The 25,136-nt window shown below is 59.8% G+C and carries 19 protein-coding genes, 1 tRNA gene and 1 rRNA gene; 2 read left to right on the top strand and 19 right to left on the bottom strand.

Going from position 1 to position 25,136, the window contains the following annotated elements; translation table 11 throughout:
- Positions 1-205: 205 nt before the first annotated feature.
- From ACKUTP_RS08975 to recJ, 10 genes are all read right to left on the bottom strand, one after another.
- A 16S ribosomal RNA gene (locus ACKUTP_RS08975) occupies positions 206-1,712 on the bottom strand.
- A 538-nt stretch (positions 1,713-2,250) separates the two neighbouring features.
- Positions 2,251-2,610, bottom strand: a complete 360-nt coding sequence (rplT, locus tag ACKUTP_RS08970) for a 50S ribosomal protein L20 (protein ID WP_006234421.1) — start codon at positions 2,608-2,610, stop codon at positions 2,251-2,253.
- 46 nt (positions 2,611-2,656) lie between these two features.
- Complete coding sequence (gene rpmI, locus ACKUTP_RS08965; RefSeq protein ID WP_006234422.1) at positions 2,657-2,848, bottom strand: 50S ribosomal protein L35; 192 nt, start codon at positions 2,846-2,848, stop codon at positions 2,657-2,659.
- Between the two features lie 32 nt (positions 2,849-2,880).
- Positions 2,881-3,450, bottom strand: a complete 570-nt coding sequence (gene infC, locus ACKUTP_RS08960; protein ID WP_006234423.1) for a translation initiation factor IF-3 — start codon at positions 3,448-3,450, stop codon at positions 2,881-2,883.
- 431 nt (positions 3,451-3,881) lie between these two features.
- A tRNA-Leu gene (locus tag ACKUTP_RS08955) sits at positions 3,882-3,968 on the bottom strand.
- 39 nt (positions 3,969-4,007) lie between these two features.
- Positions 4,008-5,441 (bottom strand): transglutaminase-like domain-containing protein, encoded by a 1,434-nt coding sequence (locus ACKUTP_RS08950; RefSeq protein WP_409064154.1) that lies wholly within the window; start codon positions 5,439-5,441, stop codon positions 4,008-4,010.
- Between the two features lie 351 nt (positions 5,442-5,792).
- Positions 5,793-6,659 carry a class II fructose-1,6-bisphosphate aldolase gene (fba, locus tag ACKUTP_RS08945; RefSeq protein WP_035137086.1) on the bottom strand — a complete coding sequence of 289 codons (867 nt, stop codon included), beginning with the start codon at positions 6,657-6,659 and terminating at the stop codon, positions 5,793-5,795.
- Between the two features lie 194 nt (positions 6,660-6,853).
- Complete coding sequence (locus tag ACKUTP_RS08940) at positions 6,854-7,537, bottom strand: MBL fold metallo-hydrolase (protein WP_409064153.1); 684 nt, start codon at positions 7,535-7,537, stop codon at positions 6,854-6,856.
- An 88-nt stretch (positions 7,538-7,625) separates the two neighbouring features.
- Entirely contained in the window at positions 7,626-9,986 is a 2,361-nt protein-coding gene (locus ACKUTP_RS08935) for a RelA/SpoT family protein (protein WP_409064152.1), read from the bottom strand.
- Between the two features lie 15 nt (positions 9,987-10,001).
- Complete coding sequence (recJ, locus tag ACKUTP_RS08930; RefSeq protein ID WP_409064151.1) at positions 10,002-13,289, bottom strand: single-stranded-DNA-specific exonuclease RecJ; 3,288 nt, start codon at positions 13,287-13,289, stop codon at positions 10,002-10,004.
- A gap of 276 nt (positions 13,290-13,565) precedes the next feature.
- On the opposite strand from recJ, the gene ACKUTP_RS08925 reads away from it, so the two are divergent.
- On the top strand, positions 13,566-14,564 hold the full coding sequence (locus ACKUTP_RS08925; protein ID WP_409064150.1) for a bile acid:sodium symporter family protein: 999 nt from the start codon (positions 13,566-13,568) through the stop codon (positions 14,562-14,564).
- 30 nt (positions 14,565-14,594) lie between these two features.
- Here ACKUTP_RS08925 and ACKUTP_RS08920 read toward each other — a convergent pair whose 3' ends face one another.
- The 8 genes from ACKUTP_RS08920 to ACKUTP_RS08885 all read right to left on the bottom strand — a co-directional run bounded on the left by ACKUTP_RS08920 (position 14,595) and on the right by ACKUTP_RS08885 (position 21,577).
- Entirely contained in the window at positions 14,595-15,392 is a 798-nt protein-coding gene (locus ACKUTP_RS08920; RefSeq protein WP_409064149.1) for a DUF4931 domain-containing protein, read from the bottom strand.
- Between the two features lie 3 nt (positions 15,393-15,395).
- Complete coding sequence (locus ACKUTP_RS08915) at positions 15,396-16,073, bottom strand: copper homeostasis protein CutC (RefSeq protein ID WP_409064148.1); 678 nt, start codon at positions 16,071-16,073, stop codon at positions 15,396-15,398.
- Between the two features lie 175 nt (positions 16,074-16,248).
- On the bottom strand, positions 16,249-16,962 hold the full coding sequence (locus ACKUTP_RS08910; RefSeq protein WP_409064147.1) for an ABC transporter ATP-binding protein: 714 nt from the start codon (positions 16,960-16,962) through the stop codon (positions 16,249-16,251).
- A complete protein-coding gene (locus ACKUTP_RS08905) occupies positions 16,963-17,823 on the bottom strand; it encodes an ABC transporter ATP-binding protein (protein WP_409064146.1) in 861 nt (286 codons plus the stop codon).
- Complete coding sequence (locus ACKUTP_RS08900; RefSeq protein WP_409064145.1) at positions 17,813-18,892, bottom strand: branched-chain amino acid ABC transporter permease; 1,080 nt, start codon at positions 18,890-18,892, stop codon at positions 17,813-17,815. The genes ACKUTP_RS08905 and ACKUTP_RS08900 overlap by 11 nt, the downstream gene beginning before the upstream one ends.
- Before the next feature lie 9 nt (positions 18,893-18,901).
- Positions 18,902-19,783 carry a branched-chain amino acid ABC transporter permease gene (locus ACKUTP_RS08895; RefSeq protein WP_409064144.1) on the bottom strand — a complete coding sequence of 294 codons (882 nt, stop codon included), beginning with the start codon at positions 19,781-19,783 and terminating at the stop codon, positions 18,902-18,904.
- A 139-nt stretch (positions 19,784-19,922) separates the two neighbouring features.
- Positions 19,923-21,110 (bottom strand): ABC transporter substrate-binding protein, encoded by a 1,188-nt coding sequence (locus ACKUTP_RS08890; protein WP_006234442.1) that lies wholly within the window; start codon positions 21,108-21,110, stop codon positions 19,923-19,925.
- Between the two features lie 215 nt (positions 21,111-21,325).
- The gene (locus ACKUTP_RS08885; protein WP_409064143.1) at positions 21,326-21,577 is read right to left on the bottom strand and encodes a hypothetical protein; all 252 of its coding nucleotides are present in this window, start codon (positions 21,575-21,577) and stop codon (positions 21,326-21,328) included.
- Between the two features lie 250 nt (positions 21,578-21,827).
- On the opposite strand from ACKUTP_RS08885, the gene ACKUTP_RS08880 reads away from it, so the two are divergent.
- Positions 21,828-23,171: a homoserine dehydrogenase gene (locus tag ACKUTP_RS08880; RefSeq protein ID WP_409064142.1), complete on the top strand. Its 1,344-nt coding sequence runs from the start codon at positions 21,828-21,830 to the stop codon at positions 23,169-23,171.
- Positions 23,172-23,441: 270 nt separating this feature from the next.
- Here the strand turns inward: ACKUTP_RS08880 and ACKUTP_RS08875 are convergent, their stop codons facing one another.
- Complete coding sequence (locus tag ACKUTP_RS08875; protein WP_409064141.1) at positions 23,442-25,004, bottom strand: cation:proton antiporter; 1,563 nt, start codon at positions 25,002-25,004, stop codon at positions 23,442-23,444.
- Positions 25,005-25,136 lie beyond the last annotated feature (132 nt).

The raw sequence follows: 25,136 nt of genomic DNA, 5'->3' as shown, positions 1-25,136 counted from the left end.
TGTCTGATAAATCGCAGAAAAGAATCGAGTCTGGAAGAAATTGATCTTCCATCTCTCTCCTATCGCTATGCGGCTCTCAAGGTACGCGGGTGCGACCCCGGGGACCGGGTGCTGCGGGGAATCATCCGTGGCGGGACATCTACCGGACGGGCTCCTGCCCTCTATTCGAGTTAAAGTTTGTCTCTCTAAGAATGTATCTCCCTAGAAAGGAGGTGATCCAGCCGCACCTTCCGGTACGGCTACCTTGTTACGACTTCACCCCCCTCACCCTCCACACCTTCGGCGCCTCCCCCCTTGACGGTTGGGCCGGCGACTTCGGGTGCAGACGACTCGGGTGGTGTGACGGGCGGTGTGTACAAGGCCCGGGAACGCATTCACCGCGGCATGCTGATCCGCGATTACTAGCAACTCCGACTTCATGGGGGCGGGTTGCAGCCCCCAATCCGAACTGGGGCCGGCTTTCCGGGATCCGCTCCCCCTCGCGGGGTGGCATCCCTCTGTACCGGCCATTGTAGCACGTGTGCAGCCCAGGGCATAAGGGGCATGATGACTTGACGTCGTCCCCGCCCTCCTCCGCCTTGACGGCGGCGGTCCCGCGTGGGTTCCCGGCATCACCCGATGGCAACACGCGGCGGGGGTTGCGCTCGTTGCGGGACTTAACCCAACATCTCACGACACGAGCTGACGACAGCCATGCACCACCTGTATGGGCTCCTCTCGGCCACGGGGTCTCCCCCGCTTCACCCATATGTCAAGCCCTGGTAAGGTTCTTCGCGTTGCTTCGAATTAAGCCACATGCTCCGCTGCTTGTGCGGGCCCCCGTCAATTCCTTTGAGTTTTAGCCTTGCGGCCGTACTCCCCAGGCGGGACGCTTAATGCGTTGGCTGCGGCACGGGGGGATCGTCCCCCCACACCTAGCGTCCATCGTTTACGGCTGGGACTACCAGGGTATCTAATCCTGTTCGCTCCCCCAGCTTTCGCGCCTCAGCGTCGGTCTCGGCCCAGAGGGCCGCCTTCGCCACCGGTGTTCCACCCGATATCTGCGCATTCCACCGCTACACCGGGTGTTCCACCCTCCCCTACCGGACCCAAGCCGCGGAGGTTCCGGGGGCTTCGGGGGGTTGAGCCCCCCGCTTCGACCCCCGGCCTGCCGGGCCGCCTACGCGCGCTTTACGCCCAATGAATCCGGATAACGCTCGCCCCCTACGTATTACCGCGGCTGCTGGCACGTAGTTAGCCGGGGCTTCTTCTGCAGGTACAGTCTTGACTCTTCCCTGCTGAAAGCGGTTTACGACCCGAAGGCCTCCGTCCCGCACGCGGCGTCGCTGCGTCAGGGTTCCCCCCATTGCGCAAGATTCCCCACTGCTGCCTCCCGTAGGAGTCTGGGCCGTGTCTCAGTCCCAATCTGGCCGGTCGGTCTCTCAACCCGGCTACCCGTTGTCGGCACGGTGGGCCGTCACCCCGCCGTCTACCTGATGGGCCGCGGAGCCATCCCCTCCCGTCGGGGCTTTAGCCCGGGCGCCATGCGGCGCCCGGGGGTATCCGGTATTACCCGTCCTTTCGGGCGGCTATCCCGGGGGAGGGGGCAGGTTCTCCACGTGTTACTCAGCCGTTCGCCACTCGCTTCCCTCCGGAGAGGGGTGCCGTTCGACTTGCATGTGTTAGGCGCGCCGCCAGCGTTCATCCTGAGCCAGGATCGAACTCTCCGTCCAAAATGTATGGGCTTCGAGCCCGTCCGGTCCTCTCAGTCATCGCTGATCGGTTCCGTTCGATTCATATGGTTCTATTAGATAGGAAAAGGAATTTCTCGGGGCCGCCTCTCGGCGGCCTTGCGAAAAACAAATCCAAGTTAGACCATTTCAAATGGTTCGATGTCTGCCCGGATGCGACACAACTGGTGTGTCCATCCTCGCAGTATCCGGTTCTCAAGGTGCACGCCTGCGCTGGTTCCCGGTCCGACCGGGCCGCGCGGCAAGGAGATATATTGCCAGACCGCGAAGTCCTGTGGGACGTCAATTCCACTCTTCACAAGTCCTACACAATATATTGCTTCCTATATAAGTCCTAGAAAGGCAGGTGCAGAAATACTGCACGTATCAGATGATGACCCTTTGGTTCAGGAATATATAGAGATCGGTCACCTGTAAGTGTTTATCTACCCGCGCTTTTAGCAATGTAAACCGCGCTTCAGATAAAAAGAGGGAGCGCCGCGCACAACGCGACACTCCCCTAGCGATTCAAGAGAATCTATTAGGCCTCGAGAGCCTTCTTGGCGATGGTAGCCAGCTCGTTGAAGGACTCGATGTCCTCGTAAGCCATCTGAGCCAGGACCTTGCGGTCGAGCTCGATGCCGGCAACCTTCAGGCCGTGCATGAACTGAGAGTAAGAGATGTCGTTCAGACGAGCAGCAGCGTTGATACGAGTGATCCAGAGAGAACGGATCTCGCGCTTCTTGTTGCGGCGATCACGATACTGATACTGCAGAGAGTGCTGGACCTGCTCTTTAGCATGCTTGTAAGTACGCGAAGCGGCACCGTAGTAACCCTTCGCACGGTGCATAACGGTACGGCGCTTCTTCTTGGCGGCAACAGCGCGCTTAATACGTGCCATGTTCTATCAACTCCTAGACGGTAAAACGAAAAACGGGAACGCGAACTTAGGCGAGACGCGACTTGATGACCTTGCGGTCGGCAGCGGCGATCTCGGTCTCCTGACGGAAGCCACGCTTACGCTTGGTGGACTTCTTGCTCAGGATGTGGCTCTTGAAAGCCTTGGCGCGCATAAGCTTGCCGGTGCCAGTCTTGCGGAAACGCTTCTTGGTGCCGCTGTGGGACTTCATCTTAGGCATGAAATACTCCTTAATCGGTTACAGAACACTAGTTACTTGGTATCGCTTGCCGCTTTATCCTCATCGAAGGCGCCCTTAATCGGGGCGAGCAGCATAAGCATGTTACGGCCTTCCATCTTAGGCTTAGACTCGACCGTAGCGTAAGGCTTGAGATCCTCGGCGAGACGCTCGAGAACGTTAAGGCCCTGCTCCGGGTGAGCCATCTCACGGCCGCGGAACATGATGGTGATCTTAACGCGCGCGCCCTTCTTGAGGAAACGCAGAACGTGGCCCTTCTTGGTCTCGTAGTCGCCAACGTCGATCTTGGGTCGGAACTTCATTTCCTTGACCTCGACCTTGGACTGGTTCTTACGAGCAGCCTTGGCCTTCATGGCCTGCTGGTACTTGAACTTACCGTAGTCCATGACCTTGCAGACCGGCGGCTCCGCGTTGGGAGCGATCTCGACCAGGTCGAGACCCTGATCGTCGGCGACGCGCTGGGCATCGCGGATGGCGAACAGGCCGAGCTGAGAGCCATCGACGCCAATCAAACGGCACGAAGATGCAGTGATCTCGTCGTTGATGCGGGTGTCATCAGACTTAGCTATTTTCCCTACCTCCATTCATAAAAAAATAACCCGGCGCTTCTCAGCAACCAGGTCGTACACATAGACTTCCTCGATTTGAGGAAGGGAATCTAAGTTGTATGACCAGTCAGCTGCTCATTGGCGCCAAAAGGTGGGAACCCTCGGGTTCCTCTTTAGGGCATTGCGGGAACAACGCCTTGCGAATAATAACACGTACAGCGCGTTATCACATTACGTACACGAAAAAGGGGCCTTGACCCCCTTGAACGCTCGCTTGCATGTATGGTGCCCGAGGCGAGACTCGAAGGGCCTTCGCTTCGCGAAGCCCCAGGCTTCGGGCGCGTGGCGCCCTCGCCACGCTCCGCTACAAACAGGCCGCAGGCCTGTTTGCTTAACGCTTCGCGCGCTCACGCGAGTCCGGCACGAAAAAGGGGGCCGCAACCCCCTTGAACGTTCACTTGCATGTATGGTGCCCGAGGCGAGACTCGAACTCGCACGTTGTTGCCAACGGTGGATTTTGAGTCCACTGCGTCTGCCAATTCCGCCACTCGGGCACGCAATGCGTGAGTTAGTTTATCACAGCTTTCTACCGATTAGTCCGAAAATGGAACTTCGAGCATTTCGATGAGTTCGACCGTGCGGAGCATCTCGCGCTGACGGCATCCGCGACCGTCGACCGAAGCCTCACCCATCTGGTTATCGTAAGGGTCCTCGCGCATGCCGTCGAAAGAGGTCTCAAACTCTGCCTGGAATCGATTGTTAGCCACCATACGCCACGGGTCGAGATTGCCAAAGTAGTGACGGCGGCGCCACTCCTCCCCCATCCTGCGAGCAGAAGATCCAAATGACAGGTCGGCGTTGAGCCAACCGGTCTGCGGCGTATAGAACTCTGCCCAGTCGTGCGACCCCACCGAATCGGGCGCAACATACAGGCCGCTCTGCCAACGGGCGGGCACACCGGCAATACGGCACATGGTGATAAACGTGAGCGACATAACGCCGCAATCGCCGCGGAGCGAATGCGCGCAGTCATCGGCAATAGATCCCAAAAGCAAGTACGGCGGCTGATAGCGATAGTCGATATACTGCGTCAGGTAATCATAGATAGCACGGGCGCGATCGAGCGGATCCTCGAGTCCGCCAACAACACCGGCCGTCAGCTGCTGCAGATACGGCGTGAATGCAATGTGCGAACGGTCCTCGGAAATATCCTCGGGCAGAGGCGCGTCCATACGCGGATGAACCGGAAGTGTGCCACCGTAGACATCACAATAAGCAGCATCGATGTGATAACGATAAGTCACCGAGAATGAGCGCTCACTCGAAGAAGACCACGAGGCGGTACGCGCCGAAGCGTTCGCGGGAGCAACAGCACCCTCCGGCGTCATGTCGAGAATCTCGACCTGAGACTGTTGGCGGCAGGTGGCGGCTACGGGAAGCCAAGCGCGAACGGTCTCCCCCTCTAGAGCGCCGGGGACAGACAAGGACGCCTTAAGCGTAATAACGCGAGTCAATCCGTTTTGCGACTCCATCTCCTTGAGCATCTCGTTGCGCAGTGCAATTCCGTCCGTAGGATCGGGACGCATGCCGGGAACCTCTTTGGGATATACGCGAAGCGAATCGAGGAAGTTGTCGAGAACGAACAGCTCGCCATCGATAAAGCGCCAGTCAATACGCTTACGGTCAATCAGATCGTCAAACTGCTCCTCGGTAAACTCAGGCCACTCCTCGCGAATCATCGCAATAGCCCGATCGCGCGACACCGAAAAATGAAGCGGCGTCTCAAGCATGCGATACCGCTCGGCACGAACGCAGGCAGCAAGCGAGGGATCGGGATTCTGCCCCAAAAGACGATCACAAGCCGCAACAGCCTGCGTCAAATATCCGGCATCCTTGAGACGAAGAATCTCGGGCGGCAGTCCAATATCGAGATGACGGAAATCATCACAGCAAACATCAACAGAGCAACCAACAGGACCCTCGTCAATGACCTTCCCATCCGAAGGCAGCACATTAATAACAGCCATACCAAACTCCAAGTCATTAGAACTCTTGAAGCCCATTGTAGCGAGATAAAAAAGAAAGCCCCAATAAAGGAACCCTCAACACCGATAAACGGTACCTCTAAAAATGAATTCAGCCCAGTAACCCTGTAGCGAGTTAACAAAGGAGGCCCCGTTTCCCCGGAGCCGATTCCGTCGCGCGACTTCTGGCGAAGCCAGTAGCCATCTTAATTCAGCCTCGTAACCCTGCGGCGTTAAACAAAGGAAGCCCCGTCCCCCGGAACTGTTTCCTTGGCGTGACTTCTGGCAAAGCCAGGTGAGCGCAAAGGAAACAGTGTAGGGAGACGGGGCTTCCGGCGGGAAGTTTAGCGACGCTTACGCCTTGTTGACGGAGCCAAACTCCTCCATGAGCTCCTTGGTGCGAGCAACAATGTTGTCGCGACCAGGCTTGAGGAGCTTGCGGGGGTCGAAGCCCTTGCCCTGCTGATCCTTGCCAGCCTCGATGTACTCGCGGACGCCCTTGGCGAAGACGAGCTGCAGATCGGTGTTGACGTTAATCTTGGAGATGCCCAGGGAAATGGCCTTCTTGATCTGATCCTCGGGGATGCCGGTGCCACCGTGCAGGACGAGGGGCAGGTCGCCGGTCTGGGCCTTGATCTCGCCCAGGCGCTCGAAGGAAAGGCCAGCCCAGTCGGCAGGGTACACGCCGTGGATGTTGCCGATACCGCAGGCGAGGAAGTCGACGCCCAGGTCAGCAATCTGCTTGCACTCAGCAGGATCAGCGAGCTCGCCGCTGGAGGTCACGCCGTCCTCGGTGCCGCCGATGCCGCCGACCTCGGCCTCGATGGACATGCCCTTGGAGTGGGCAAGCTCAACGAGCTCCTTGGTGCGATCGAGGTTAAGCTGGAAGGTCTCCTCGTGAGAGCCGTCATACATGATGGACGTGAAGCCGGCCTCGATGCACTTGAAGCAGTCCTCGTAAGAACCGTGATCGAGGTGAAGGGCGACGGGAACGGTAACGCCCGTGGCCTCGACGGCAGCCTTGACCATGTCGGCGCAGACCTTGAAACCGCCCATCCACTTAGCGGCACCAGCGGTGCACTGAAGGATCAGCGGAGACTTGGCCTCCTCGGCGGCCTGGAGAATAGCCAGGGTCCACTCGAGGTTGTTGGTGTTGAAGGCACCGAGACCGTACTTGCCGGCCTCGGCCTTCTTGAGCATGTCTGCTGCGTTGACGAGCATAAAAGAAACCTCCTGTAAGGTTGCTCCGATAACGCCTGAGATTTTACCACGACATACCCGAGCATAAACGTTCGTTTGTTCACGAATACCATCCGATTGGACAAATTTTGACCGTTTGCCCCACAGAATCGACCCACTGGGGAAAATAGCTTGACGATTGAGCGGTCTTCGTGGTTCGGAAGACAGCTTCGAGCCTACATCTGCATAAACGGGTTCTGCATAAGTTCGCGCGCCATCGTGGTCGAATCGCCATGGCCCGTCAAGCAAACGGTATCGGGCGGAAGCATCTTGGCAAGTTTGGAGAGCGAGCGCATAATCGCCGCCTCGTCACCGCCGGAAAGATCGGTACGACCGTGGCTGCCCGGGAAAAGTGTGTCGCCCACAAAGGCGATGTTCCCCTGCTCGGTCGCGGCGAACAGGACGATGCCGCCCGGCGTATGCCCCGGCGTCTCGATCACCTGCAGGCAGACGTCGCCCACCTCGATTGTATCGCCCTCGGCAAGTAAACGCGTCGGCTCACCCGGATCGGGTGTCTCGATACCCCACATGGCGCGCTGCTCCTCGATATTTGCGCGAGGTACCGTCACGTCCTTAGCGCACAACTCATATAGTGCGCTGTCGCCAACGACAGCTCGAACCCCGGCAATCCCGCCAACATGGTCGGCATGACCGTGCGTGCAGACAGAGCCGAGTACGCGCACCTCGGGATGCGCGGTGCGGATATGCTCCACAAGACGCTCGCCCTCCCACGCCGGATCGACGATTAAGCACTCGTCATTCGAAATCACGGCGTAGCTGTTAGTCTGAATCGGGCCGTTGACGAGCGCCTCAATCGAAGCCGCGCCTCGGGGTGTCAGGTCCAAAGTCATATCGTCCATGCGCATACCCTCCTTCTAAAATACGTTCGAGGCACCAAACGATGCCTCGAACGTAACCAATATCTATGATGCTGAGAGGCTCTCGCACCTACACACGGCGCTTGAGTTGCGCTCCGCCCTCGCCGGGCATAAGACGGCGAGCGTCGTAGACCGAGTCGACGCTGCTGATGGAAGCCAGCAGCGGATCCAGGCCGCTCGCATCCGAAATCTCGACCATAAAGCGCAGGGTCGCAATACCCTCGCGGTTGGTCGAGGTGGCGGCGGAAAGGATATTGCCGCCTGCATCGCCAATGGCAATGGTGACGTCCTTGAGCAGGCCCATGCGGTCCAGGCACTCGACCACGATCTCGACCTGGAAGAGAGTGTCGGCAGCACCATCCCACTCTACGTCAATCATGCGCTCGGGGTGCTCCATGAGGCCCTTGACGTTGGGGCAGTTGGCGCGATGCACCGAGACACCTCGGCCACGCGTGATGAAGCCGACGATATCGTCGCCCGTCACCGGATTGCAGCAATGCGCTAGACGGACTAGCAGGCCGCTGTTGCTCTCGCCCTTGACGATAATGCCGTTACTGGCGCTCTTGCCGCGCTTTTGCGGCTTGCGGTTGGAGCCGCGAGCAGGCTGTTTCACGACCTCGGCGATAGCCTCGGCCTTGGTGAGCTGTTCCTCGGGCTTGGGGTCCAAGATTTGCTCGACCTTATTGCCCACAGCGCGCGGGGCAACCTTGCCGGCGCCGACGGCGGCAAACAGGTCCTCGAGCTGCTTGAAGTTAAACTGCTCCGCCACGGCGTTGAGCGCACGCGTCGAACGCGGCGTAGAAATGCCATAGCCACGCTTACGCAGGTCCTTGGCCAGCATATCGCGGCCGGCGGCAGCGTCGTCGTCCTTGGTCGCAGCGGCAAAATAGCGGCGGATCTTTGACTTGGCGGAAGGTGTCTTAACGATCTTGAGCCAATCACGCGACGGCTTGGAACTCTTGTTCGTCAGGATCTCGACACGGTCACCCGTCTTAATCTCGTGCGTGAGCGGAGCCACCGCACCGTTGATTTTGGCGCCGACGCAATGGTTTCCCACCTCGGTGTGAACGGCGTAGGCAAAGTCGAGCGGTGTAGAGCCGGCACGAAGCGCCATGACCTCGCCCTTGGGCGTAAAGACGAAGATCTCCTGATCGAACAGATCGACCTTCAGCGAGTGCAGGTATTCCTTGGCATCGGTGATCTCGTCGGAAGCCGCCCAATCGAGCGAATGCTTGAGCCAGTTGATCTGGTCGTCCAAACGTTGAGCGTCATTGGTCTTGGAAGCAGACGATCCGCCCGACTTCTTATATAGCCAGTGGGCGGCAATGCCGTACTCGGCCTGCTCATGCATCTCGTAGGTTCGAATCTGAATCTCGAGCGGACGAGCCGTAGGGCCGATGACCGTCGTGTGGAGCGACTGGTAGTTATTGACCTTGGGCATGGCGATATAGTCTTTAAAGCGACCAGGCATGGGGTGCCACAGCGTATGCACCGCACCGAGCGTGGAGTAGCAATCGCGCACCGAATGGGTAATAACGCGCAGCGCCACCAGGTCGTAGATCTCGGAGAACTCCTTGCCCTTGCGCTTCATCTTTTGGTAGATGGACCAATAGTGCTTGGAGCGGCCGTTGATCTGGAAGTCCTCCAGACCAATGCGGTTGAGCTCATCGGTAAGCGTCTTGATGGTCTCGGCAAGGTAGCGCTCGCGGACCTCGCGCGACTCAGCCACCATGCGCGCGATGCGCTGGTAGGCATCGGGCTCCAGGTAGAAGAAAGACAGGTCCTCGAGCTCCCACTTAATAGAGCTCATGCCCAGACGGTCGGCCAAGGGCGCGTACACGTCCATGGTCTCGCGAGCCTTAAACAGGCGACGATCCTCGTGCAGGGCTGCCAGCGTTCGCATGTTGTGCAGACGGTCGGCAAGTTTAACGATGATGACGCGAATGTCCTTGGACATGGCGAGGAACATCTTGCGCAGCGTGAGCGCCTGCTTCTCGTCCATGCTGTCGACTTCGATGTTGGTGAGCTTGGTCACGCCATCGACGAGCTCGGCCACCGTATCGCCAAACAGGCCGGAAACATCGGTGAGCGAGGTCTCGGTATCCTCGACGGTATCGTGCAGTAGCGCGGCACACACCACATCGCAGTCCATCTTGAGATCGGCCAAAATGATGGCAACCTCGACGGGATGGTTAATGTACATCTCGCCCGAGCGGCGCTTTTGGTTGCAGTGCTTCTCGGCGGCAAAGCAGTAGGCCTGCTCAACCTTAGAAAAGTCGTCCTCATTCATATATTTGAAGCACAGGCGCTCCAGCTTGTCGTAGCTGTCCGCCATAATCTCGGGCGGCAGCTCATCGGCATGCTTATAGTGCTCCATCTCCGAAAACGGCTGGAGGGTGGAATCATGGGCGGTACGGGCTGCGGCATCCATCGAGGTCCCCTTCCCCTAGGCCCGCGGTACGATCGGGCGGTTAACTTTGGCTAGCATATCAGAAGCGCACGAATCGAGCGCCCAGCTCCGGAAAGCCGAAAACTCCATGCGCGAGCGCAAGCCCTCCAAATAGCGAATTGACCTACTCAATTGCACGCGGCCGGGGTTTTCGGCCATCGCGATGCGACGGGTGTCGTCAAACCCCGAAACGCGACAAAAACCAAGCTCTTCGAAGATTCCCAGGCCGCTTTCCACCGAACGCTCGTCGACCGGCGTGCGAGCATCGATGGCAAGGCACATCTGCGCGATGTCGATATCGCTCGCGCTAAAGGAATCGTCCCCGGTTTTGCCGCGGTTGGAGCGCCACATGGTCTGCAGTGCGCGATAGAGCGTGACGAGCTCGTCGCGCTCGGGCGCATAGCAGTCGAGCAGGCGCTCGTTAATGCGGGCGTCGCGCGACGAATAGAGCAGATGGATCACGGCGGGCTGGCCATCGCGACCGGCGCGGCCGCTCATCTGGTTAAACTCAATGCCGCCAAACGGCATGTGATAGAGCACGACATGGCGGATATCGGGCAGGTTGACGCCCTCGCCAAAGGCAGATGTCGAGACGATGCAGCTGAGGCTGCCGTCTCGGAAAGCTTCCTCCACGCGACGGCGATCGGAACGCGCAAGCCCCGCGTTATAGAACGCGATATGGGTTGCGCAATCGGGCACACGCTTGCGCAACGTCTTGGCGAGCGCCACGGACTGGTCGCGCGAATTGACGTAGATGACGGTCTTTTCCCCCGTCGCCACAATCGACACCAAACGGTTCTCGCGACTTGCAAGATCACGGTCGTCCTCGAGCTGCAGGTTCTCGCGCACCGTCTCGTCGACCACCGTGCGAGTGATCGGCAGCATGCGGGCAAGCTCGGCCACGACCGGAGCCGTCGCGGTGGCCGTCGCAGCCATAACGACCGGGTCGCCCAGGGCTTTGAGGATATCGGGCATGTCGAGATAGGCGCTGCGGTCGCCGCCCTTGGCAAGACCGGCATGATGCGCCTCATCGATAACGACAAAGCCGATGCGGCCCGAACGCGCGAAGCGGTCACGGTGGATAGATAGGAACTCGGGCGTCGTGAGCACGATACCGGTGCGGCCCGAAGCTAGGCCGGCGAACACGTCATCGCGTGCGGCCTCCACGGTCTCGCCGGTCAGCACGCCAACGCCAATGCCAAGCGATGCCATCGTCGACGAGAGGTGATAGGCCTGGTCGGCAACAAGCGCACGCAGCGGATAGACAAAGATGCTCGCACGTCCGCGAAGCACCGCCTCACGCGCGGCATGCACATGGAAGATGAGCGACTTGCCGCGGCCCGTTCCCATAACCGCCAAGACACTCTGGTGATCGGCCAAGGCGTCGAGCGCCTCAACCTGCGCGCGGTGCGGCTGGTTCGATCCGATAAAGCTATGGATAAGCGAGCGCGTGAGCTCGGTATAGGAAAGCTGGGCGAGCGTCTCGCGCTTGCGCGACTCCAAGCGCAGGCCGGAATCCGCCGGCTGCACGCCACGACGAAGCTCGCATGCCGGATCGTCGACGCTGGGCAGCGTGGTATCGCGGACCAGAACATCCTTGACCATGAGCTTGGGCTTCACACGACCCTGCCAATGCTCGGCAACGGCCTCGAACACCAAGTCGACAGCGCTATCGCAGTTGATGAGCTTATCGATTTGCGGCACGCGGAACATAATGGCCGGCACACTCGCGGCGCCATCGGTCGCCACAAAGCGCATGTGCTCGCCGGTCTTACCCACCACGGCGCGATCACACATCGTCACGCCCTCGGCAGCCAGCAGCGGCACCTTATTACCCTGGCCAAACGGCTCAAGGCGGGAAATCTGCTCGATGGTCTCGATATTCAATTCGGAAAGGTCGACCGTGGCGGCAACCTCGTCGGTGTCCTCAAAGTCCTCGGCGGGAAGCTCGGACAACACGGCCGAAAGGCGACGGCGGAACTCGTCGAGCTTGGATGCCTCGATAGTCACACCCACCGCACCGGCATGTCCGCCGCGACGAATCATCAGGTCGGAACAGCGCTCGATGGCGTCAAACAGGTTAACTTTGCCCACCGAGCGACCAGAGCCGCGCGCGATACCGTCCTCGATCGAGAACAGCAGCGCCGGCACGTGGTAGCGGTTGGTCAGACGGCTTGCCACGATGCCCTTGACGCCCTCGTGCCAGCCTTCGCCGCCCACGACGAGCGCGCGTCCGCCGTCATAGGTCTCCTCGACCTTTGCCATGGCATCGCGCGTGAGCTCCGCCTCGATCTCACGGCGCTGGCGGTTGATTTCCTCGAGCTCAGCCGCCAGTGCGCTTGCTTCGATGGGATCGCGGGCAAGCAGCAGGTCGAGCGCCAGCTTGGGATCGGCCATGCGACCGGCAGCGTTTAAGCGGGGAATGAGCGAGAATGACAGGCCATCCGCCGTAATGCTCGAAAGGTCCGCCTTGGCGAGCGCGGCAAGCGCGATATAGCCGGGGCGAGCGGTTACGCGCATCTGCTGGATGCCCTCGGCAACCAGCGCGCGGTTCTCGGGCGTGAGCGGCATCATGTCGGACACGGTGCCCAGCGCCGCGACCTCGATTAGCGAACGCCAATACGACGGCTTGCCCAGGCGCTCACCCAGGACTTGCACCAGCTTGAGCGCCACACCAGCACCGGCAAGCTCACGCGAGGGGCCCTCGTCCTCGAGCTTGGGGTCAGTCAGGGGCACACCCTGCGGCACCTGGTCGGAGGGCTCGTGATGGTCCGTGACCACCAAATCGATCCCCAGGCTCTCCAGATAGGAAACCTCTTCCTTGGCGGCAATGCCGTTATCGACGGTTACGATCAGCTGGGGGCGAGCGAGCTCGTTAACGCGGTCGAGCGCCGCGCGCGAAAGACCGTAGCCCTCATCAAAGCGATGCGGAATAAACGGCGTGACATCGGCGCCAAACGTGCGCAGCGCCTCGGTCAACAGGCAGGTCGACGTAATACCGTCAACGTCAAAATCGCCAAAGACTGCAATGTGCTCGTGGTTGCGAATAGCACGCTCGACGCGGTCGGCGACGACCGACATGCCCGGGATAATGAGTGGGTCGGCCCAGTCGCGATCGAGCGAAGGCGTCAAAAACAATTGGCCCTCTTTGATGGAGCCAATGCCGTGCGCGACCATAATGCGCGCCACCAGCCCGGGAATGCCCAGACCAGCCGAAAGCTCCTTTTCGAGCTCGGGGTTTTGCTGAGCGACCGCCCAGCGATGCGTCGTCTTAAGCGATGACATAGGCACCCACCCCCGATAGGGGCAGGTCGCCGCGATACCTCTCACGGTTCATAGCGATGAGTCCTCTGTGTATGCCCGCTTCGGCAGGCAGATCTGTTGAACGGATTTATTATACCGTGCGGCGCGGACGCAAATCGCCGCAGCACGCCGCGGTTTCGGTAAACGATGCCGGTAATACCCTCGAAATAATCGAGCGTTTCTGACGCACGGACACATGTGAGCGTCTAGCATATCCAGTCAAAACGGATTCACGAGCAAAGGGAGTCACAAGAGCATATGAAGCAATGGGTTGGACTGGGCAAGTTTCTCGCGGGGCACATGCAAATCATCGTTCCGATTTGCGTGGCGCTCGGCGTGCTCTTTCCTCAACAGATCGGCGTTCTCAAGCCCATCGTTCCCACCTTGTTTGCCTTTATGACGTTCCAAGGTGCGCTCAGCAACACCTTTCACCAGGTAGCCGAGGTGTTCCACCGTCCGCTGCACCTGATTCTGGCGTTGTTGGTCTCGGCGGCGCTTATTCCCATCGCGGCCTATGCCATGGGATCGTTGTTCTTTGGTTCCAACCCCAACCTTGTCTGCGGCATCGTGCTCGAATACAGTGTGCCCGTGGCAGTCACCGCTTTTATGTGGATCAGCATGTTCGGCGGCAACGGCCCGCTCGCGCTCACCATCATCCTGACGTCCTCGGTTATATCGCCCGTGACGATTCCGCTCACGCTCAAGCTCCTGTTGGGCGCCACCGTCGCAATCGATGTTCCGAGCATGATGCAGAACATGGCCTTTATGATTGCCATCCCCGCCGTGCTCGGCATCGTGATCAACGAGCTCACGCACGGCTGGGGACACGAGAAACTCTCCCCCGCGCTCTCGCCCGCCTGCAAATTTATGATGATGGGCGTCATCGCGTCCAACTCCACCGCCATGAGCGAGTACGTGCTACACATGAACGCGGTGCGCCTGGAAGTCGCCCTCTTTATTCTGGTGTTCGCCATCAGCGGTTTTGTCGTGGGCATTCTGGTCGCCCGCGCGCTGCATCTGCCATATAGCGAAACGACCACCATGTGCTTTACCTGCGGCATGCGCAATATCTCTTCGGGCGCCGTCATCGCCACGCAATACTTTCCGGGCGAAGTTGTGTTTCCCGTCATGTGTGGAACGTTGTTTCAGCAGGTGCTCGCCTCGCTTATCGGGCACTTCTTTGAGCGTCTGACCGGCGAGGAGCGCGCCGCCCAGCGCAAGCGCGTCGAGGCCGGCCGCGACGCCATGGCACGCTAGACTGTCCGCATTACGCGGGTGTTAGTCTTGCTATACGAGCGTTTCCAGATGCGCACGCAGGCGCTCAGCATCGATATCGAGCGTTGTCTCAGCATTGACCTGGGCCAAACGATAGCCGACAAAGTAGGGCGAAACCACCCAACGTGGCAGCGCCTTGGCAATGGTCCGACCGCCCAGGTGATAGAAGAACAGGTTGTACGACTCTGCACGACCGCCATGGTGCTCGTGCAAGATATAGCGCAGAGCTACCTGAATTGCGTCGGCGAAGAGGTCCGTCTCGGCTTGGTCTCTCGTGTCATCGCTGGCGGCGATTCCCTGCGGGGCTGAAACGTTGACCTCAAAGAACCCCATGATCGGTTCGGTTGAGATGTCGACCGAGATTCTCCCCTGTTGCCAGACACTGATGCCTTCAAAGTTGGCTGAGGTCAGCGCCGCATAGCCGTCCTCCTGTTCCAGGCCCACAATCTGCATGTGTGGATGGACGAGGCTGCCGCCCGAAAGCGGGCCTTTGTTCTTGTACATGAGCACACTGCGGTACTGTTGGGAATCGATCATCTGCTGCCAACAGCCCAGGGCAAACCGCATCACATGATGCAGCTCATCCGGTTCATAGGTCACCAGGTCGGCGTCGTGATTGGCAGACTCGATCAATACGGTCTGACGTGTGGCCCGCAAGGTCTTGAACTTATTCTCGAGCCAGATGCAGTCACCATCGCGCTGGATGATGTCGGCAAGTCCCTCCGTGTCGCAAAAGGGGCACGCGGTGCCAGGGCGACGATTATCGTCGGGATTACCGCTCGCCTGCTGGACATCGAATACAAGTGCCACGGGCTACACCTCCAGCGGCACAATCTTGGTGCCATGGAGCTCGGAGACGCCCAGTGCCGCCGCCACGGTATCGCGGTTGACCGTGGAAATGCCGCCGCCGGGAAGGATGGTCAAGCGGTCGCCCGCATACTCGATCAAGCGGGCCAGGTTTTCGAAGTTGTCCTCGATCGGCGTACCGGCAGCGCCACCATGCGTCAGGATGCGTGTGATGCCGCAGTCGGCGAGTATGTCAATCGCGTCGAGCTGAGCCTCGGGCGAGAGCTGATCAAACGCCATGTGGAAGGTGATGTCGATGGGTTCACGCTCGCATTCCTCGGTCGCGCAGCCCGCGGCCATCACGAGGGCGCCCAACGTAAGCTCGTCGAGTGCCCATCCGCCAGCGCAGGGCTTGCAGCAGCCAAATGCCAAGCCGTCAACGCCGGCGCTCACGGCAAGGCCCAGGTCCATCTCCATCATACGCAACTCGTCCTGGTTGTAGTGAAAGTCGCCGCCACGCGGGCGAATCATGCACATCACCCGTGCATCGTGCTCGTGGGCATAGTTGGTCGTAGCGCTGATAACGCCGGCCGAAGGCGTGGTGCCACCAACGGCAAGGTTGTCGCACAGCTCGATACGCCTTGCACCGGCATCGATAGCCGCCGGCACCCGCTCAAAGTTCTCGGCACAAAACTCGTACAGCATAGATAGACCCCCAAAGACAGCAGATGTTTTCCGACGGGCATTGTCACACATCCCCATGAAGTTGCGGTGGAATAGGGACTCTTTTGGCCTCTGGAGCCCGTATTCAGTCCCTATTTCACCGCAACTTAAAAAGGGGCGCTGACTGAGATAGTCAGCGCCCCTTTTGTTAGGTGGGTTAGCCTCCGAGGTAGGCTTTGCGGACGTTGTCGTCGTGCAGGAGCTCTTGACCGGTGCCGGTCATGGTGATCTTGCCGGTCTCGAGCACGTAGCCGCGCGTGGCGATGGAAAGCGCCATCTGCGCGTTTTGCTCAACCAGAAGCACCGTGGTGCCGGCCTTGTGCAGGTCCTCGACAATCTGGAAGATCTGTTCGATCAGAATCGGTGCCAGACCCATGGAAGGTTCGTCGAGCATAAGCAGTTTGGGGTTACTCATAAGGGCGCGCCCCATAACGAGCATCTGCTGCTCACCGCCTGAAAGGGTACCGGCGACCTGGCGACGACGTTCCTTCAGGCGCGGGAACTGCTCGTAGACGCGCTCCAGGCCCGGAGCCACCGTGGACTTGGACTGCGTATAGGCACCCATCTCCAGGTTTTCCTCAACCGTCATCTGCAAAAAGGCGCGACGACCCTCGGGAACCTGAGCCAGGCCCTTACCAACCAGCTTATCAGCGGGCGTATGGGTAATGTCCTCGCCCATAAACTTGATGGAGCCGGTCTTGGAGCGCAGCAGGCCCGAGACGGTCTTGAGCGTTGTGGACTTGCCGGCACCGTTGGCACCAATCAAGGCCACGATCTCGCCCTCGTTAACGTTAAAGGAGATGTCCTTGATGGCGTGGATAGCGCCGTACCAGACGTTGATGTTGTAGACGGAAAGCATCGGCTCTGCCATTTAGTTCTCCCCCCTATCCTGCTTGCCCAGATATGCCTCGATAACGGCGTCGTTGTTCTGGATTTCCTCTGCCGTGCCCTTGGCGATGACCTTACCAAAGTTGAGCACGCAGATGCCCTCGCAGATGTTCATAACGAGCGACATATCATGCTCGATAAGCATGATGGCAATGCCAAAGGTGTCGCGAATCTTGACGATGTTCTCCATGAGCTCTGCGGTCTCGGACGGGTTCATGCCGGCGGCAGGCTCGTCGAGCAGCAGTAGCTTGGGGTTGGTGGCAAGCGCGCGGACGATCTCCAGACGACGCTGAGCGCCGTAAGGCAGCGATCCGGCCTGCTCGTTTGCCAGATGCTCCATATCAAAGATGGACAGCAGCTCCATGGCGCGCTCGTGCGCGGCCTTCTCGTGCTTCCAATACGTCGGCAGGCGCAGCACGCCCTCAAAGCCGGAATAACGCTCCTGGTTGTGCAGGCCGACCTTAACGTTATCCTCCACCGTCATGGTGTTGAACAGGCGAATGTTCTGGAATGTACGGGCGATACCCATGCGGTTGACCTGATAGACCGACTTGCCCGAGGTGTCCTCACCATCGAGCAGGATGGTGCCGTGTGTGGGCTGATACACCTTGGTGAGCAGGTTGAAAACCGTGGTCTTACCGGCGCCGTTGGGACCGATCAGACCGGCAATCTCGGTCTTGCCGATAGTCAGGCTAAAGTCGTCGACCGCCTTAAGGCCGCCGAATTCAATGCCCAGGTGGATGCACTCGAGCGCCGGTCGCTGGCCCAAGTCGCGGTCGGGAACGATGGCGCCAGAAGGATACGGGACCATCTTGCCCTTGTTGAACTCAAACTTACTGGGCATCGGCTGCCACCTCCTTCTTGGAAGCAAAGCGGTCCTTGACGCGACCGAAGAACGCCTTGAGCTGCGGGTTGTTGGTAAAGATCATGACCAGGATCAGCACGATAGCGTAGATGAGCATGCGGTAGTCCGAGAACTGACGGAGCAGCTCGGGAAGTACCGTGAGCAACGCCGCCGCGATAACGGAGCCGCGCATATTGCCCAGGCCGCCCAGGACTACGAACACCAGGATAAGGATGGACGTGTTGAAGTCAAACTTGGTGGCGGAGAGCTGCGAGAAGTTACCGCCGAAGAGGGCTCCGGCAGCACCGGCGAGGGCAGCGGAAACCACGAACGCGATCATGCGGTACTGGGTGACGGAGATGCCCACGGACTCGGCTGCAATCTTGTTGTCGCGCACGGCCATAATGGCACGGCCGGTACGGCTGCGAACCAGGTTGAGCACGATCACGAGTGCGACCATGACCAGGATGGCACCGGCGAGGAAGGTCGAGTACGTCGACACGCCCGAGGCGCCCTGGGCGCCCTTGATGATGGCGGTGCCGTCCTCGAGCAGGTGCAAGTCGTCGATCGTAGAGTTGCCCGTGATGTTAAAGATCACGTGCAGGCCGCGCGAGTCGACACCCACGATAAGGCAAGTGACGATCTCCTTGATAATCTCGCCAAAGGCCAGCGTCACGATAGCCAGGTAATCGCCGCTCAGGCGAAGGACCGGGATGCCGATCAAGAAGCCCAGGATAGCGGCAGCGATGGCGCCGACCACGATACTGATGATAAGGCGCACCGGATCGGAGGGAACGGCGCTCTCCAGCGCGACGGCGGTGACGATGCCCGTGTAGGCACCGACACTCATAAAGCCCGCATGGCCCAGCGACAAGTCGCCCGCGATGCCGACGACGAGGTTAAGGGAGATAGCCATGACGATGTAGGCCGTAATGGGAACCAGCTGACCGGCGATCATGCGCGGAATCATGTGGTTAGACTGCATAAAGAACACGATGGCGAACGCCACAAGGCACATGGCGTACGTAACAAAGTCGTGACGCGTCTGCTTGTCTTTAAGAAACTTCATAACGCTCACCTACACCTTCTCGGGGACGTACTTGCCCAAGAGGCCGGCAGGCTTGACGAGCAGGACGATAATCAAAACACCAAAGACGATGGAGTTGGCAAGGCTCGTGGAAATGTAAGCCTGCGCCATCGCCTCGATAATGCCGATGAGAATGCCGCCGACAAAGGCACCGGGGATGGAGCCGATGCCGCCGAAAACGGCAGCGTCGAAGGCCTTGATGCCAGGCATGGCGCCCGTGGTGGGCTGCAGGACCGGCGAGTAGGAGCACAGGAGCACACCGGCGATGGCGGCAAGGGCGGAGCCGATGGCGAACGTCATCGAGATGGTGCGGTTGACGTTGATGCCCATGAGCTGAGCGGCGGCCTTGTCCTCGGACACGGCGCGCATGGCCTTGCCCATCTTGGTCTTACCTGTAAAGAACATCAAACCGGCCATGATAACCAAGCAGGCGACGATGGTGACGAGCGAGACGGCGCTCACGTTGAACTTGGCCAAGAACTCCGGCACCGGGAAGGCGACGAGCGAAGTGAAGTTCTTGGGCGTGGCGCCCCACAGAAGCTGCGCGGCGTTCTGCAGGAAGTAAGACACGCCGATGGCCGTGATCAGAACGGCCAGCGGGCCTGCTTGGCGCAGCGGCTTATAGGCCAGACCCTCAATGAGAACACCGAGGACCGTGCAGACCACACAAGAGAGAACTACAGATGCCCAGCCCGGGAGGCCGAGATACGACGTGGCGCAGAACGAGACATAGGCACCGACCATGATGACATCGCCGTGAGCGAAGTTGAGCATCTTGGCGATACCGTAGACCATGGTGTAGCCCAACGCGATGATGGCATAGACGCTGCCCATGGACAGGCCGTTGACCAGGTATTGGATAAAGACCGTCATGTTCCACATCCCCCTTTCGAATAGGTTTCCAGTTAATGTATGAAACAGGGACGTTACACTGTCCCTAGATACCAAGCAAGCAGGGAAGGCCAAAACCTCCCCTGCTTGGGATCAAAACCGCTCTATGTAAGGCGGCCAATTAGGCCTGTACGTACTTGCCGTCGGTGATGACGTACGCCGTGGGCTCCTTCTGGACCTGGCCCTTGTCGTTCCAGGTGAGCTTGCCAGTCAGGCCGTCAACGGTAATCTTGAGCATAGCCTTGGACAGCTTCTCGGCGACCTCGGTCGGGTCGGCGTCGACACCAAGACCGGCCTCCTTGACGGCCTCGGCCACCGCGTGCACGCCGTCGTAGGCGTCGGCGGCAAACTGGTCGGGGGTATCGCCGTACTTATCCTTGTAAGCGTTGACGAAGTCGGCGTTCTTCTCGTCGTCGGCGGAGAACGGGGTCATGAGCAGCAGGCCCTCGGCAAGAGAGGTATCGAAGCCCTCAACGCCCAGGATGCCGTCCATGCCGTCGCAGCCCATCATCTTGACGTCGTAGCCCATGTCCTTGGCGTTCTTGAGCAGGACGGACGCCGGCGTGTAGTAGATCGGCGCAAAGATCATGGTGGCGCCGGCCTGCTTGGCCTTGGTCAGCTGGTTCGTAAAGCTCGTGGCGGAGTCGTCCTTAAAGGTCTCCTCGTCAACAATCTCGAGCTTGGACTCAGCGGCCTGGGCCTTAAAGGAATCTGCGATGCCCGAAGAATAGGCGTCGCCGGAGTTGTAGAACAGCACGAACTTCTCGTCCGCATACTTCTGCGCCAGGAACTTGGCAGCGTTGACACCCTGGTTGGGGTCGGTGAAGCAAACCTGGAAGACGCAATCCTTGCCGTCGGTGACGTCCTCGGAGGACGCGGACGGGGTGATCATGAACGTCTTGGGGTCGTTACCGCACTCGGCGGCAACGGCAACCGACGCACCCGTGGTGGTCGGGCCGACGAGGGCCTGCATGCCCCAGTCGAGCAGGGTGTTGAAGGCGTTGACGGCCTTCTCGCCGTCGGCCTGGTCATCCTCGGCCTTGCTGGCAAGCGGCAGCTCCTTGGTCGAGAAATCCTTGCAGCCAAGCTCGACACCCTGGGTAACGGACTTGCCGTAGGACGCGTTGGCGCCGGTCAGCGGGCCGATGGTACCGATCTTAAACGAAGCGTCGCTCGAAGCGGAACCGCTGTCGCCGCCGTTGGAGGAGCAACCAGCTAGAATGGACATCGCCCCCAGACCTGCTGCGCTCGCGATAACGCTCCTGCGATTCATAACAGGGTTCAATGACTTACCGGTGAGGCTCGACATGCGGCTCTCCTCTCAAATCTCGTCGGGTTTCGGTTACCCGACAGGCCATCCTTCGCCGTGTTCGGCGTTCGCAAAATACTAGACGCTTTAGTTAAGGAAAGTGGCGATTATTTCAACTTTTCTTTGGATTTGTTCATTTATCCATAATTCTGCGTATTTCTATTACTTTATGCAGTAATGCCACTTTATTGTGTGAAAGTAATGTTTCCGTTCTGTTACAGGCATACCTGCCTTGAATAAAACAGCCTCACCGGTCGTGCTTTATGCGCACTTAGGAAGCGATGTACTTGCCGTCCTGGATCACATAGGCTGTCCATGCCGTCGGCACCCATTAGTGTCATGTCGTAGCTCATGTCCTTGGCGTTCTTGAGCAAAACGGACGCTGGGGTGTAATAGATCGGGGCAAAAATAAGCGTGGCTCCGACAAGGAAACTCCTGCGGTTAAGTACGTTGTTGATGCTAAACATGGTGTCCCCCTTTTCGCTGGCCGCGGTGCGGCCGTCTTGCGGTACAGGGCAAACCTTATGGTGCAAACGTTGACAGTTTGTTACGGAAGTTCGTTTGTAGCGAGCATGTTTCCAATGTTTCCGCAGCGTTTCGGGGGTGCCGTTTTGTGCGACTCCTGTTGCCTGGCGAGCACGCGCCCTCGGTTCACGCTAGAATGCACTCAACCTTTAAGCGGTTAATCCATCCATAAGATGCACGAAGGAGCTATCTATGAGCGAACCCCTGCGCACCGTGAACGTCGGCCTCATCGGTCTGGGAACCGTCGGCGGCGGCGTGGCCCGTCTGATCAAGAGCCACCACGATGAGTACCTGGCAGCCTACGGCATCGACCTTAAGCTGACCCGCGCCTGCGCGCTTGCCTGGGAGCAGGCCGAGGCAGCCGGTATTGAGCGTGAGGCCTTTACGAGCGACTGGCACGATGTCGTCACCGACCCCGCCGTCGACATCGTCGTCGAGCTCATCGGCGGCGAGCACCCCGCAACCGAGATCTTCACCACTGCCTTCGAGAACGGCAAGCATGTCGTCTCTGCCAACAAGGCCCTGCTGGGCCGTCATGTCGAGACGCTCGCCGAGAAGGCGCGCGCGTGCGGCGTGCAGATTAAGTGCGAGGCCAGCTGCGGCGGTGGCATCCCCATTGTCAGCACGCTCGAGCACGACCTGGTGGGCAACAAGATCCTGACCATCGCTGGCATTCTCAACGGCACCACCAACTACATCCTGTCGCGCATGGACGCCGAGGGCGCCGATTACGCTGACGTGCTCGCCGACGCCCAGGCAAAGGGCTATGCCGAGGCCGACCCGTCCGCCGACGTCGACGGCTTCGACGCCGCCAGCAAGACGGCAATCCTCGCTTCCATCGGCTTTGGCACCCGCGTGACCACCGACGATGTCTACCAGCAGGGTATCCGTACCATCGGCGCCGAGGACATTGCCCAGGCCCGCGAGCTCGGCTACACCATCAAGCTGCTGGGGATCGCACGCAACACCGACGCCGGCGTCGACGTCCGCGTGCATCCCACGCTCATCCCGGCAGACCATATGCTCGCCAAGGTCAACGGCGCCATGAACGCCGTCTACGTGGTGGGTGACGCCGTGGGCGAAACCATGTTCTACGGTGCCGGCGCAGGCTCCTTCCCCACCGCGAGCGCCGTCGTGGGCGATATCCTGTCGCTCTCCGAGCAGATCAGCCGCGGCGTGGCTCCGCTGCCCGAGATTGAGCCCTATGGTCACAACCTCGCCTTTAAGCCCATGGACGAGCTCCAGACTAAGTACTATGTGCGCCTGAAGGTCGCCGACCGCGTGGGTGCCCTGTCCGAGACGGTCGACATCTTTGCCAAGCACAACATCTCGATCTCGCTCATCAACCAGGTCGAGGACGGCAAGTCGGGCGCCAGCGATACTTGCTCGGTCATCTTCCTGACGCACCGCGCGCTCGAGAAGGACGTCCAGGCTGCCGCCGCCGAGCTTGCCAGCGTCGACTGCGTGGCCGAGGTCGCCAACGTCCTGCGCATCGAGGACGTCGAGGCATGGACCGAAGGCGTCATGGCCAACTAGTCCACTACTTCGAACCTCAACGAAGCTCAACGCAAAAGGCGCGCTGCCTGCATCAACCACAGGCAGCGCGCCTTCTTCTGTTTGCAGGGGAAGCTGCGTCCCGGTATTTCAGCTCAGAACGGGGCGAAGCTTCCCTCAGGGCCTTTTTCGGAAACTATGTCCCATTCTGGGCGCGGATTCTGGGACACGCTTTCCGCAACGGGCCTCTCGCGGAAAGCACGTCCCACTCTGGACGCCAATTCCGGGACGCATTTTCCGCGGCGGCGTTGGCTACCTGCCGTCGTCGTCCTGGGCCTCATCGCGTGCATAGAGCTCCAGCATGCGGCGGCGGTATTCGCGCACGGCGAGCTTGGCGCGCTCCAGGCGGCGACGCTCATGCGGAGTCAGCTCGGACGTGTCGATCTCATCACCATAAGTCTTATCGGCAAGCAGGTGCGCCGCGTCCACGATGCGGGCATCGATGTGGCCGCTCGCCGCCTCGGCGGAAAGACGCTCGGCAATCGTATCGAGCGTAGGCAGGCCCTCGAATACGCGACCATGGCCATGCGAAGTCAGCAGCTCGTGCTCTCGTGCGAGCAGACTCGCCAAATCGTGATGAGCGCGCAGGATGTCGAGCGCATCGGATGGATGCTCGGCAACTTCTGCCACGGCGGCGACCGGCGCAGCATCCACCACGCGGTAGAAGAGCTGCGCGAGCAATGGCATCAAGAACACCGTGATGGCGCCGGCGGCAACCATAACCGACGCGATGTCTTGCGACAGCGCGCCCGCGTTGACGGCAACGCTTGTCACGGCAACGATGATCGGCAGCGCCGTGGTGCAGTACAGGGCCACGGTAATGCGACCATACGCCGACACATCGCGCGTCGCAGGGCAAATGCTCATAGAAATAAGAATGGGCACGGCACGAATAATCAACAACGCCACGATAAAGCCCAGGAGCAGACCCGGGCGCGACGCCACGGCCGTCAGATCGATCTTTGCGCCCGATACGGTAAAGAACACCGGAATCAAAAAACCGTAGGCCAGGCCGTCGAGCTTGGTCTCGAGCGTATGGTTGCCCTCGGGGATGATGTAGCGCAGGACAAAGCCGGCGGCAAAAGAACCCAACACGATGTCGAGATCAAAGACAGCCGAGAACGCCACGAGTGTGACCAGGATGAGCACCGTCAGGCGCACGAAGGTCTGCGACGTGGTATCGGCACGTTCCTCGACAAACGCAAAGAAGCGGCTGCCGACGCGCTTGGAGCGGCTTGGGACCACGGCAAGCAACACGCAGACCACCGCAAACAGGCCAAGAATCACGAGCGTTTGGATGCCGGTACGGGCAGACAGCAGCACCGACATGGCAAGCACGGGGCCGAGCTCGCCCCAGGTGCCATACGCGAGAATCGAGTCGCCCACGCGCGTTCCGACAAGTGAACGCTCACGCATGATGGGCACGAGCGTGCCGAGCGCCGTAGAAGTGAGGGCAAGCGTCACGGCGATACCGTCGAAATGACTGACCGAGAACCACGGGGTAAAGCGCACGGCAAGCCAGGCGATACCAAACGTGACGACCCACGTCGCCAAGCCGTAGCGCCCCTCGACGCCCGTGATGCTCTTGGGGTCGATCTCAAAGCCGGCAAGCAGGAACAAAAAGGCCAGACCGAGCTCGGACACAAGCGAGACCTCGGCATCTACATGGATGACGCCGAGCATATGGGGTCCCAGCACCGCGCCGAGCACGAGCAAAAAGACCGTCTCGGGAACGGGTTTTCCAGGAATCGCCGAGGCGATAAAAGGACTCGCAAAGGCCACGAGTGCGATGATGGCGAGCGAAACGAATGCCATGTGATGCCTTTCTCTTGATTGCGCATCACTGTAGCACCCTCGCCGTCCTCAACGCGCCTCGAGCTGTCGTATCATAGTGAGGTTTACAAACATGTGGCTCAAGGCGACCGCGAGGCTTGCCCCGCAAACCGA

The sequence above is a fragment of the Collinsella sp. wc0529 genome (assembly GCF_046116875.1).
GTDB lineage: Bacteria > Actinomycetota > Coriobacteriia > Coriobacteriales > Coriobacteriaceae > Collinsella.
The sequence above is the reverse complement of the archived record's forward strand: the minus strand, read 5'-3'. Positions and strand labels throughout refer to the sequence as shown.